The 12,349-nt window shown below is 73.6% G+C and carries 9 protein-coding genes; 2 read left to right on the forward strand and 7 right to left on the reverse strand.

Annotation, left to right across the window (positions count from 1 at the left end):
* Window positions 1–141: 141 nt before the first annotated feature.
* The 7 genes from AB0E19_RS29630 to AB0E19_RS29660 form a co-directional block, all read right to left on the reverse strand.
* The gene (locus AB0E19_RS29630) at window positions 142–756 is read right to left on the reverse strand and encodes a BMP family ABC transporter substrate-binding protein (RefSeq protein ID WP_362185265.1); all 615 of its coding nucleotides are present in this window, start codon (window positions 754–756) and stop codon (window positions 142–144) included.
* On the reverse strand, window positions 753–1,094 hold the full coding sequence (locus AB0E19_RS29635) for a hypothetical protein (protein WP_362185266.1): 342 nt from the start codon (window positions 1,092–1,094) through the stop codon (window positions 753–755). The genes AB0E19_RS29630 and AB0E19_RS29635 overlap by 4 nt, the downstream gene beginning before the upstream one ends.
* A 120-nt stretch (window positions 1,095–1,214) precedes the next feature.
* The gene (locus AB0E19_RS29640; RefSeq protein ID WP_362185267.1) at window positions 1,215–1,976 is read right to left on the reverse strand and encodes an N-acetyltransferase; all 762 of its coding nucleotides are present in this window, start codon (window positions 1,974–1,976) and stop codon (window positions 1,215–1,217) included.
* A 57-nt stretch (window positions 1,977–2,033) separates the two neighbouring features.
* Complete coding sequence (locus AB0E19_RS29645; protein ID WP_362185268.1) at window positions 2,034–2,798, reverse strand: HNH endonuclease family protein; 765 nt, start codon at window positions 2,796–2,798, stop codon at window positions 2,034–2,036.
* 126 nt (window positions 2,799–2,924) lie between these two features.
* The gene (gene mfd, locus AB0E19_RS29650; RefSeq protein ID WP_362185269.1) at window positions 2,925–6,452 is read right to left on the reverse strand and encodes a transcription-repair coupling factor; all 3,528 of its coding nucleotides are present in this window, start codon (window positions 6,450–6,452) and stop codon (window positions 2,925–2,927) included.
* A gap of 229 nt (window positions 6,453–6,681) precedes the next feature.
* Window positions 6,682–9,255 carry an FtsX-like permease family protein gene (locus AB0E19_RS29655; RefSeq protein ID WP_362185270.1) on the reverse strand — a complete coding sequence of 858 codons (2,574 nt, stop codon included), beginning with the start codon at window positions 9,253–9,255 and terminating at the stop codon, window positions 6,682–6,684.
* Complete coding sequence (locus AB0E19_RS29660; protein WP_362185271.1) at window positions 9,252–10,040, reverse strand: ABC transporter ATP-binding protein; 789 nt, start codon at window positions 10,038–10,040, stop codon at window positions 9,252–9,254. The genes AB0E19_RS29655 and AB0E19_RS29660 overlap by 4 nt, the downstream gene beginning before the upstream one ends.
* Window positions 10,041–10,272: 232 nt before the next feature.
* Here AB0E19_RS29660 and AB0E19_RS29665 point away from each other — a divergent pair, with 232 nt between their 5' ends.
* A complete protein-coding gene (locus AB0E19_RS29665; protein ID WP_362185326.1) occupies window positions 10,273–11,757 on the forward strand; it encodes an MFS transporter in 1,485 nt (494 codons plus the stop codon).
* 28 nt (window positions 11,758–11,785) lie between these two features.
* Window positions 11,786–12,346, forward strand: coding sequence for a nitroreductase family protein (locus AB0E19_RS29670; RefSeq protein ID WP_362185272.1), 561 nt, complete (start codon window positions 11,786–11,788; stop codon window positions 12,344–12,346).
* Window positions 12,347–12,349: the final 3 nt, after the last annotated feature.

The raw sequence follows: 12,349 nt of genomic DNA on the forward strand, positions 1-12,349 counted from the left end.
GCTTACAAAGCCTCGCGAGCTTTCCCGATGGCCGATTGCACGCGCGAACCAGGGGGGCCTTTTTTACTCTCCCTTTGCAAAGCGGAGGGGGAACGTCCGCTTAACTCCGGCTCTGTCCTCACCGCCGGCCCCGGCCGGAGGTCAGCCCTCCCGCGCGAAGCGCGTCACGACCGCCTCGACCTCGCCGCCGGCCTTCTCGCCGGCCGCGATCCGCGTCACGTTCCCCGGGACCTCACCGGAACCGGAACCCTCGTCGACCACGACGAACCGGACCCCGCCGTTCTTCGCCGCGGCCTCCGTCGCCGCCGTCACCTGGGCCGGACCCGAGGCCACGACGATCTCGCAGTCGCGCTGCACCAGACCGTTGAGGAACGGGCGCGCGTTCGCCGCCGTCCGCTCCCCCGTCACCGGCACGTACGTCACCCGCACCCGCCCGTCCGCGGACGCGCGCTGCATGCCCTCCCACAGGGGCGCGGCGGGCCCGCCCGACACGATGCCCCGCTCGTCCGTCAGGAGGCAGGCGTCCCGGTCCGCGTAGGCCCGGGCCCGGGTGTCCGGGGGCGTACCCCCGTCGTCGCCGAGGGCGCCCGAGACCAGCGAGGCCGCGAACAGCCCGAGCAGCACGACGAGGACCGAGCCGACCGCCCAGCCGGCCCGGCCGCGCAGCAGCCCGGCCGCCGCCGCGAGCACGTCGGGCGCGGTGGAGCGGGCCTCCGTCTTCCGGGCGCGGGTGCGCCACGTACGCCTGGTCTTCACGCGGCCCGCCCCTTCCCGCGCGCCAGCAGGACGTGCCCGGCCGCGCCCGCCGTGGAGAGGGCGAGCAGGACCACGTCGAGGAGGAAGGCGCCGCCGGAGGTGTCGACGGGGGTCAGCGCGACCTGGAAGCACCAGCCGACCGAGACGGCCGTGAAGAACAGCGCGGCCAGCCAGTCCGCGCGGGTCCCCCGGTACAGGGCGAGCGCGAGGGCGGGCACCCAGCCGAGGACGCCGAGGCTGAACACCGGCACGGCGGCCAGCGCCGCCCGGGCGGGCAGCGCGGGCGGCCCCTCGCGGCGCGGGAGGGCGCCCTTCTCCAGGACGACGGGGTGGTTCACGGTCGGGACCTCTCACGGTTGCGGGCGCGCGGTGCCTTGCACTCGCGTACGACGGGGACGCCGTACGGTACAGCGCCCGCCCCGAAGATCACCCCGCGGGGGCGGCTCCCCCGCCCCGGGTCAGGAGGCGGCGACCGCGTGCCGCACCCACACGTTGGGCTCGACGTAGACCGCGTAGCCGCGCGCGGCCTCGCAGTGGACGGGCACGAGCGCGCCCGGCACCTCGACCGGACCGTCCGTGTCGAAGGGGAGCCCCGTCCACGTCCGCCACTGCTCCAGCGAGCCCGAGACCGTCATCGACGCGGGCGCGACCGCCTCGATCCGGCCACCGGCGCGGACGTGCACCCGCAGCCACGGGTCGTGCGGCAGCCCGTCGGCCTCCCGGGTGCGGACGGCGTACTCGTGGATGGAGGCCCCGGCCTCCAGGTGCTTGCCGTTGGGCCGGACCGGCGCGACCAGCTCGGAGAAGCCGAGCCGGCGGACGTTCTCCCGCATCGCGGCGAGCATCCGGTGCGAGATCCCGCGCCCGAGGGCGCGGGTGTCGACGGTGATCTCGATGGCGCTCACCGTGTCGGGCGTCTTCCCGTGCCGCAGGTCGGAGAAGGCCCACAGCAGCACCTCGTCCCAGCCCCGGTCGGGCAGCGCCCGCCGCCCGTCCGCGTCGAGGCGGAACGGCACGCTGAAGCCGCGGGCGACGACGGTGCCGTCCGGGTCGGTGGCCACGAGCACGTACTCGGGGAACTCCCGCACGATCCGGCCCATGTGGGACCAGCCGACCGGGTCGTACATCATGAACTCGGGCCAGAGGTCCTTCATGGACCACATCGGCCCTTCGAGCTCGGGGCGCTCCGCGAGCGTGGTGATCTTCAGTTCGTGGTCCATGGCCCGCAGGCTAGAGACCTTCCGACGCCACGCCAACCGATTATCGGACGGGCCCGTTCAGCCGCCGCACTGCCGCAGCATCGCCGTCCGGTCCGGGCCGGTCACCGCCAGCTCGTACTTCTCCGCCACCTGCGCGAATCGGACCGCGTAGGCGCAGCGGACGGCCTTGGCCGGCGGCAGCCAGGAGGCCGGACCGGAGTCGCCCTTGGCGGAGTTGGCGCGGCCCTGGACCGGGAGCAGGTTCAGCGGGTCGTTGGCGAGCCGCTGGCGCTTCGCGTCCGTCCAGCGGGAGGCGCCCATCTGCCAGGCGTACGAGAGCGGCACGACGTGGTCGATCTGGACCTCGGCGGCCTTCTGCTTGCGCCAGTCGATGGTGGTGCCGGTGTACGGGTCGTCCAGCGTCATCGCCACGACCACGCAGTCCGAGCCGTCCCGGAAGCGCAGCTCGCGGCCGTCGCGGCGGAGCAGGTCGTTGCGGGTGTCGCAGCCGTTGCGCGCGAACGGCACGCCGTCCGCCTTGTCCATCCACGCGTGCCCGAACTCCTCCCGCGCGTACCCGGTGCGCGGGCCCCGCCCCTTGGTGGCGAGCCCCCCGACGAGGTCCCGGGCCCGCTCCCGCTCCCCCTCCTCCGTCACCGGCGCGAGCCCCGGCTTCGTCCCGTCCGGGTTCCGGAAGGGGCTGGCGACCCGCCCTGCGGGCACGGCCCCGCCGGACGCCCCCTCGCCTTCCCCGGCGGGAAGCGAGCACCCGGAGAGGAGGACGAGCCCGGACAGCACGGCGGCGGAGGCGGGGGCGCGGTGGATCCTTCGACGTATCAGCACCCGGGAATCCTAGGCCCGAAAACCACCGAAAGTGATCATTTCGCGCCGCCCCGGCGGCGGACGGGCCCTGGCCGGACGGGCCTTGGCCGGACGGGCCTTGGCCGACCGGCCCCGGTCGGACGGGCCCTAGTCCAGGATCGTCGTCAGGAACTCTCCCGTCCAGGCGAGGAGTTCGCGGCCGACGAGGGGCTTGCCGCCGATGGGGCGGGTGGCGGGGCGCGGGACCAGGATCTGGTGGACGGCCGGCTTGATGACGGACTTGGGGTGCAGGCGCTTCAGACGGAGCTCCTGGGACTCGCGGAGTTCCACCGGGGCGAAGCGGATGTTGGGGCCCTGGAGGACGATCTCGCCGACCCCGCAGGCGCGGGCCAGCATGCGCAGGCCGGCGACGAGGAGGAGGTTCTCGACCGGCTCGGGCAGCTTGCCGTAGCGGTCGGTGAGCTCCTCCCGCACGGCCTTGACGTCCTCCTCCGAGTTCGCGGAGGCGATGGCGCGGTAGGCCTGGAGCCGCAGGCGCTCGCCGGGGGCGTAGTCGTGGGGCACGTGGGCGTCGACCGGCAGCTCGATCTTGACCTCCAGCGGGGCCTCCTCCTCCGCGCCGCCTTCCAGGGAGGCGCGGTAGTCCGCGACGGCCTCGCCGACCATGCGGACGTACAGGTCGAAGCCGACTCCCGCGATGTGGCCGGACTGCTCGCCGCCGAGGAGGTTGCCCGCGCCGCGGATCTCCAGGTCCTTCATCGCCACGTACATGCCGGCGCCCATCTCGGTGTGCTGCGCGATGGTCGCCAGCCGCTCGTGGGCGGTCTCCGTGAGGGGCTTCTCCGGCGGGTAGAGGAAGTAGGCGTAGCCGCGCTCGCGGCCCCGGCCGACGCGGCCGCGCAGCTGGTGGAGCTGGGAGAGGCCGAAGTTGTCGCCGCGCTCCACGATGAGGGTGTTGGCGTTGGAGATGTCGATGCCGGACTCGACGATCGTCGTCGAGACGAGCACGTCGAACTTCTTCTCCCAGAAGTCGACGACGACCTGCTCCAGGGCCGACTCCGTCATCTGGCCGTGGGCCGTCGCGATGCGCGCCTCGGGGACGATCTCGCGGAGCCGGGCCGCCGCGCGGTCGATGGAGTCCACACGGTTGTGGATGTAGAAGACCTGGCCCTCGCGGAGCAGTTCGCGGCGGATCGCCGCCCCGATCTGCTTCTCCTCGTACGGGCCGACGAAGGTGAGGACCGGGTGCCGCTCCTCCGGCGGGGTGGTGATCGTCGACATCTCGCGGATGCCGGTGACCGCCATCTCCAGCGTGCGGGGGATGGGGGTGGCCGACATGGTGAGGACGTCGACGTTGGCGCGGAGCTTCTTCAGCTGCTCCTTGTGCTCGACGCCGAAGCGCTGCTCCTCGTCGACGATGACCAGGCCGAGGTCCTTGAACTTCGTCTCCGACGAGAACAGCCGGTGGGTGCCGATGACGACGTCGACGGAACCTTCCTTCAGCCCCTCCAGGGTCGCCTTCGACTCGGTGTCCGTCTGGAAGCGGGACAGCGCGCGGACGTTCACCGGGAACTGCCCGTACCGCTCGGAGAAGGTGCCGAAGTGCTGCTGCACCAGGAGGGTCGTCGGCACCAGGACGGCGACCTGCTTGCCGTCCTGGACCGCCTTGAAGGCGGCCCGCACCGCGATCTCCGTCTTGCCGTAGCCGACGTCGCCGCAGATCAGCCGGTCCATCGGGACCGTCTTCTCCATGTCCTCCTTCACCTCGGCGATCGTGGAGAGCTGGTCGGGCGTCTCCGCGTACGGGAAGGCGTCCTCCAGCTCCCGCTGCCACGGGGTGTCGGGGCCGAAGGCGTGCCCGGGGGCCGCCATCCGGGCGCTGTACAGCTTGATCAGGTCGGCGGCGATCTCCTTGACCGCCTTCTTCGCCCGCTGCTTCGTCTTCGTCCAGTCCGCGCCGCCCAGCCGGTGCAGGGTGGGCGCCTCGCCGCCGACGTACTTGGTGACCTGCTCCAGCTGGTCCGTCGGGATGTACAGGCGGTCGCCGGGCTGGCCGCGCTTGGCGGGGGCGTACTCGACGAGGAGGTACTCGCGGGTCGCGCCCTGCACGGTCCGCTGCACCATCTCCAGGTAGCGGCCGACGCCGTGCTGCTCGTGCACGATGTAGTCGCCGACCTCCAGGGTCAGCGGGTCGATGGTCTTGCGGCGCTTGGCCGGCATCCGCTGGCCGTCCTTGCCGGCCGCCTTCTGCCCGGACAGGTCGGTCTCGGTGAGGACGGCGAGCTTCAGCGCCGGGTCGACGAAGCCGAAGTCGATCGAGCCGCAGGCCACGTGCACGACGGCCGGGTCGACCCGGGTCAGGTCGGCCGTCAGACGGGCCGCGATGCCCTCGCCGCCGAGCACCTCGACGGTGCGGGACGCCGGGCCGTGGGCCTCCGTCACGTACACCGTCCGCCAGCCGTCGGCCAGCCAGCCCTTGGTGTCGGCGAGCGCGCGGGCGGTGTCGCCGCGGTACGTCTCCGGGGCGTGCATGCCGAGCGCGAGGGTGTCGCCGTCGGTCTCGGCGTCGGCCGCGAACGGCGACACCGACCACCACATCATGCCGAGCTCCCGCGCCCGGTCGCGGACGTCCGCGATCCCCCACAGGGAGGCCGCGCCGACGTCGATCGGCGCCTCGCCGCCGCCGGCCGTCGCCGCCCACGAGGCCTGCAGGAACTCCTGGCTGGTGGCGACCAGGTCGGCGGCCCGGGTCCGCACCCGCTCGGGGTCGCAGACGACGGCCATCGCCCCGGCCGGGAGGACGTCGAGCAGCAGCTCCATGTCGTCGACGAGGACCGGCGCGAGGGACTCCATGCCCTCGACGGCGATGCCCTCGGCGATCTTGTTCAGCATCTCGCCGAGCTCCGGGTGCTCCTCGGCGAGGGCCGCGGCCCTGCCCCGCACCTCGTCCGTCAGCAGCAGCTCCCGGCAGGGCGGCGCCCACAGGCCGTGCTCGGCGACTTCCAGCGAGCGCTGGTCGGCGACCTTGAAGTAGCGGATCTCCTCGACGTCGTCGCCCCAGAACTCGATCCGGAGCGGGTGCTCCTCGGTCGGCGGGAAGACGTCCAGGATGCCGCCGCGGACGGCGAACTCGCCGCGCTTCTCGACCAGCTCGACCCGGGAGTACGCGGCGGCGGCCAGCCCCTCGACGACGTCGTTCAGATCCGCCGTCCGCCCCGACCTGAGCGCCACGGGCTCCAGGTCCCCCAGCCCCTTCACCTGCGGCTGGAGCACGGACCGGATCGGCGCGACGACCACGGACACCGGGCCCGCGGCCGGGTCGTCCGGGCTCGGGTGGGCGAGCCGGCGGAGCACGGCGAGACGGCGGCCGACGGTGTCCGAACGGGGCGAGAGCCGCTCGTGCGGCAGCGTCTCCCAGGACGGGTACTCGACCACGGTGTCCGGGTCGAGGAGCGAGCGCAGCGCCGCCGCCAGGTCCTCGGCCTCGCGGCCGGTCGCCGTCACCGCGAGCACCGGGCGCCCCGAGTCCCTGGCCAGCGCGGCCACGGCGAAGGGCCGGGCCGCCGCGGGCCCGACCAGGTCCACGTGCGGGCGCTTTCCGTCGGACGCGGCCGCCACCGCCTCCGCGAGGGCCGCGTCCTTGACGACGAGGTCGAGCAGACCGTGCAGGCTCATGGAGCTTCCATCCCGGTACGTACGAGGGTGAACGGACAAGCGGCAACGCGAACCACCCGACACGTGAACGGGCCGGGGCCTCCACCCTACGACGCACCGCCCCGTTCCGTTGCGGGCATACGCCCCACCAGGTCAGTGCCCACCCGGCACGGGGACGACGGCGGCGGGGGCCTCACCCGATGGGGTGAGGCCCCCTGGGGGTGCCGGTGCGTTCGGTGGGCGTTCGCCGCTACTCGCTCGCGATCGCGTTCAGGACGTTCATGCGGCCCGCGCGGAACGCCGGGACCAGCGCCGCGAAGAGGCCCACGAAGGCCGAGCCCACGAAGACCGTGAGGATCGTCGGCCAGGGGATCTCCAGGACCCCGAAGCCCTCGAGGGCGAGGAGCTGCTGCGCGGCCGTGCCCCAGCCCATGCCCAGGCCGAGGCCGAGCAGCGCGCCGAAGAGGGCGATGACGACCGACTCCAGACGGATCATGCGGCGCAGCTGCCGGCGGGAGAGGCCGATGGCCCGCATGAGGCCGATCTCGCGGGTGCGCTCGACCACCGACAGGGCCAGCGTGTTCACCACGCCGAGGATCGCGACGACGATCGCGAGCGCGAGGAGGCCGTAGACGATGTTCAGGAGCTGCCCGACCTGGTCCTGGAGGTCCTTCTTGTAGTCGGCCTGGTCGGAGACCGTGTACTGGGGATACGGGGCCAGCGCCTCCTTCAGCGCGGCGTACGCCGCCTCCTCCTGGCCGTCCTCCGCGCTCGCGAGCAGCAGCCCGCTGGCCGGCAGCCGCTCGGCCGGCAGGTGCGCCCGGGCGGTGCTGACGTTCGTGTACAGCGCGCCGTTGTCGACGTTCCCGGTGTCCGCCGTGATCGCCGCGACCTTCAGCTTCGCCGTCGAGCCGTGCGCGAACGCGACGGTGAGGGTGTCGCCGACCTTCACGCCGTGCGCGGCGGCGTAGTCGCTGCCGACGGACATCGCGCCGGGGGCGTACGCGGCCGCCAGGTCGCCGGCGGCCACCTCGCGCCTGAGGTCGCCGACGTACGACGGTTCGGTCGCCGCCAGCCACTCCTTGGAGACGGTGCCGGCCGGGTCGGTGATCCGCACGTCCACCGGCCGGTACTCGGTGACGTGGTCGAGGCCCGCCGTCCGCTCCACCGCGGCCTGCGCCTGCGGCACGATCGGCGCGCCCATCCGGTTCTGCACGATGTAGTCCGCGCCGACGGACCGGTCGAGCTCGTCGGTGGCCGAGGCGACCATCGAGGAGCCGACGACGGACAGGCAGGCGACGAGCGCGAGGCCGATCATCAGGGCCGCGCCGGTCGCACCGGTGCGGCGCGGGTTGCGGAGCGCGTTCCGCTCGGCCATCCGGCCGACGGGCCCGAAGACCCGCAGGACGACGGCGCCGAGGACGCGGACGACGCCGCCCGCGAGGACCGGGCCGATGACGACGAAGCCGAGCAGCGACAGCACGACGCCGACGCCGAGCCAGAGCGACCCCGTACCGGCCTTCTCGGCCTCGGTCGCGGCCCACAGCGCGCCGCCGCCCGCGAGGGTGAGGAGCAGGCCGAGCGCGCCGCGGACCCGTCCCGCGCGGCCGTCGGCGGGGGTGCCGGCGTCGCGGAGGGCGGCCATCGGGGAGACCTTGCCGGCCCGGCGGGCCGGCACGTACGCGGCGAGGACGGTGACGAGGACGCCGAGGGCGAGACCGACGACGGGGGTGGTCCAGGCGACGGTGAGGTCGCGGGTGGACAGCTCCATGCCCATGGTCGACATGAGCTCCATCAGACCGACGGCGAGTCCGACGCCGACGGCGACGCCGGCGACCGAGCCGATCAGCCCGAGGAGGACGGCCTCGACGAGGACGGAACGGTTGATCTGCTTCCTGCCGGCGCCGATGGCCCGCAGCAGGCCGATCTCGCGGGTGCGCTGGGCGACCAGCATGGAGAAGGTGTTGACGATGAGGAAGATGCCGACGAGGAAGGCGATCCCGGCGAAGCCGAGCATCGCGTACTTCATGACGTCGAGGAAGCCCGCCAGGTCCTCGCTGCCCTCGTCGGCGACCTCGGCGGCCGTCTGCACCTTGTAGCCGTCGCCGAGCGCGGCGGCGACGTCCGCCTTCAGCGCGGTGTGGGCGACGCCCGGCTCGGCCTCCACCATGACCTGGGTGAACACGCCCTCCTTGCCGAGCAGCCGGCGCTGCGCGGTGGCGGTGTCGAAGTAGACGAGGGTGGCGCCCGGGTTGGTGACCTTGAACTCGACGATGCCGGAGATCGCGGCGGTGAAGTCGCCGTCGGCGGTGATCGTGCGCAGCGGGGCGCCGAGCTCCAGGCCGTGCTTGTCCGCGGTGCCGCGGTCGACGACGACGTCGGTGGGCCCGCGCGGCTCGTGGCCCTCGACGAGCTCGACCGTGCGGAGCTCGTACGGGCTCCAGTCGGCGGCGATCGTCGGGGCGCCGCTGGTCGGGCCGACGTTCTTGTTCGCCCGGTCGACGACGGTGACGCCCATCGAGCTGACGGAGCCCCGCGCCTCGGCGACGCCCTTCGCGCCGCGCACCTCGGCGACGACGGAGGCCGGGAGGGACTCGGGGCGGCCGGTGTCCGGGGTCTCGTCCGAGGCGTCGGCCTCCGCCGGGGAGACGGTGACGTCGGAGGCGGTGACGGCGAAGAGCTTGTCGAAGGTCGTGTTCATGGTGTCGGTGAAGACGAGGGTCCCGGACACGAACGCGACGGAGAGGAGCACGGCGACGGCGGAGAGCGCCATCCGGCCCTTGTGCGCGAGGAGGTTGCGCAGCGAGGTTCTGAGGACGGTCATGACGTCCGCCCGCGCGCGTCGAAGTCCTTCATCCGGTCGAGGACGGCTTCGGCGGTGGGCCGCTCCATCTCGTCGACGATCCGCCCGTCCGCGAGGTACAGCACCCGGTCCGCGTAGGAGGCGGCGACCGGGTCGTGGGTGACCATGACGATCGTCTGCCCCAGCTCGTCCACGGAGCGGCGCAGGAAGCCGAGGACCTCGGCGCCGGCCCGCGAGTCGAGGTTGCCGGTCGGCTCGTCGCCGAAGATGATCTCCGGCCGGGCGGCGAGCGCCCGGGCGACGGCGACCCGCTGCTGCTGGCCGCCGGAGAGCTCGGCCGGCCGGTGCCTGAGGCGCCCGGCGAGACCGACGGTCTCGACGACCCGGTCCAGCCACTCCTGGTCGGGCCTGCGCCCGGCGATGTCCATGGGCAGCGTGATGTTCTCCAGCGCGCTCAGCGTCGGCAGCAGGTTGAACGCCTGGAAGATGAAGCCGATCCGGTCCCGGCGCAGCCGGGTGAGCTTCTTGTCCTTGAGCCCGGTGATCTCGGTCTCGTCGAGGAAGATCTGCCCGCCGGTGACGGTGTCGAGCCCGGCGAGGCAGTGCATCAGCGTCGACTTGCCGGACCCGGAGGGGCCCATGATCGCGGTGAACTGCCCCCGCCGGATGTCCACGTCGACGTGGTCGAGGGCGACGACCCGGGTCTCCCCCGCCCCGTACGCCTTGACGACCTGCCGCGCCCGCGCGGCGACGGCCGTCTTCCCTCCGGTACCCCCGTGCCTGGGAATGGTCACAGCCGAAGTCACGGTCTTCTCCTCAACGGAAGCGGGTGGGTGTTGTAAGACCAAGCTAAGAACCGCGCCCGTCCCTTCTCGTCCTCCGCCGGGACGACCGTCCCCTGGCTCGCATGGGGGAGCTCCCCTTAGGGGTTCCTCAGCCCGTGGTCGGAGTGAGACCCTGTCCGCGCACATTTAGGTGTACGAAGAAAGGAAGAGGCGCGTGGCGACGGACGGGAGAACGACCCCGAGGCGGACCGGCCTGGAGAAGCCGCCCGCGCACCCGCGCCGCGGCCCCGTCGTCGCCGCCCTGATGCTCTGCATGGGGCTCGCCGCGCTCGACGGCACCATCGTCGCCACCGCCGTCCCGCAGATCGTCGGCGACCTCGGCGGCCTCTCCGTCTTCTCCTGGCTCTTCTCCGGCTACCTCCTCGCCGTCACCGTCACCCTCCCCGTGTACGGCAGGCTCAGCGACACCTACGGCCGCAAGCCGGTCCTCGTCACCGGCGCCGTCCTCTTCCTCCTCGGCTCCCTGCTCTGCGCCACCGCCTGGAACATGGCCGCGCTCATCGCCTTCCGCGTCGTCCAGGGCCTCGGCGGCGGCGCCCTCCAGGGCACCGTCCAGACCATCGCCGCCGACCTGTACCCGCTCAAGGAACGCCCCAGGATCCAGGCGAGGCTCTCCTCGGTCTGGGCCACCTCCGCCGTCGCGGGCCCGGCGGTCGGCGGGCTCCTCGCCGGGTACGCCGACTGGCGCTGGATCTTCCTCGTCAACCTGCCGCTCGGCGCCGCCGCCCTCTGGCTGATCGTCCGCCATCTGAAGGAGCCCGCCAGGCCCCCGCGCACCGGCCCGGTCCGCGTCGACTGGGCGGGCGCGCTCGGCGTCTTCGCGACCGGCGCGCTGCTGCTGACCGCGCTCGTCCAGGGCGGCGTGGCCTGGCCGTGGCTCTCGCCCCCGTCCCTGGCCCTCCTCGGCGGCGCGGCCCTCCTCGCCGCCGTGACCGTGGCCGTCGAACGCCGGGCGGCGGAACCCATGCTGCCCGGCTGGGTGTGGCGCCGCCGCACCATCGCCGCCGTCAACGTGGCCCTGGGCGCCCTCGGCCTCCTCATGGTCGCCCCCACCGTCTTCCTCCCGACCTACGCCCAGTCGGTCCTCGGCCTGGGCCCGATGGCCGCCGGCTTCGTCCTCTCCGCCTGGACCCTGAGCTGGCCGATCTCCGCGGCCTTCTCCAACCGCGTCTACACCCGCATCGGCTTCCGTCTGACCGCCGTCCTCGGCATCTCCGGCGCCCTCGCCTGCCTGCTCGCCTTCCCCTTCCTCCCCTACCCCGGCGAGGCCTGGCAGCCGGCCCTCCTGATGCTGGCGCTCGGCGCCTGCCTGGGGCTCTTCCAACTCCCCTTGATGGTCGGCGTCCAGTCGACCGTCCCCTACGAGGAACGCGGCACCACCACCGCCTCCGTCCTCTTCTGCCGCCAGGTCGGCCAGAGCGTCGGCGCCGCCGCCTTCGGCGCGGTCGCCAACACGGTCCTCGCCGCCCGCCTCGGCGGCGACACCGACCTCGACACCCTCGCCCGCTCCCTGGACACCACCGACGCGATCCGCCGCGCGGTCGACGCGGCCGTCGACTGGGTCTACTTCGGCGCCGCGGCCGCCGCCGCCCTCGCCCTCCTCGCCCTCCTCACCCTGGCACCCCGGCGCTTCCCGGTCCTGAAGGAGGTGTCGGGGGACGAGGACCGGCCGGAATAGCCGCGCACGACGGCGGGTTGGGCCGGACATGCGCCCTGCCCCGGAACCGCGCGACGGTCTCCACCCGCTGCTCGCGGCCCGGTTCAGCCCCTCCCGCTTCGACCCGTCCGGCACGGTCGACGACCCCACGCTGGAGCTCCTTCTGGAAGCGGCCCGCTGGGCGCCCTCCGCGGGCAACTCCCAGCCGTGGGGCTTCTTCACGGCGCGCCCCGGCGAGCCGGAGCACGCGCGCGTGGTGCCGCACCTCGCCCCCAGCGCGGCCCGGTGGGCGGTGGACGCCGGCCTCCTGGTCGTCACCCTGACCCGCCGGCACGTCGACGGCTCGGGGCTCCAGTACTCCGAGTTCGCCGACTACGACCTCGGGCAGGCCGTCGCCCACATGACCGTCCAGGCACAGGCGATGGGCCTGTCGGCCCACCAGTTCCGCGCCTTCGACCTGGAGGCCCTCACCAAGGAGCTGGCCCCCGGGCCAGGGTGGGCCCTCGTGTCGATGGTGGCCTTCGGCAGGGCCGCCGACGCCTCGCCCGAGGGCCGGGAGCGGCGCGCCCTCGCGGAGCTGCTCGCCGCCCCCTGGGCCCCGGCGGAGTAGGAC

It is taken from the genome of Streptomyces sp. NPDC047974, from assembly GCF_040653375.1.
Classification (GTDB): domain Bacteria; phylum Actinomycetota; class Actinomycetes; order Streptomycetales; family Streptomycetaceae; genus Streptomyces.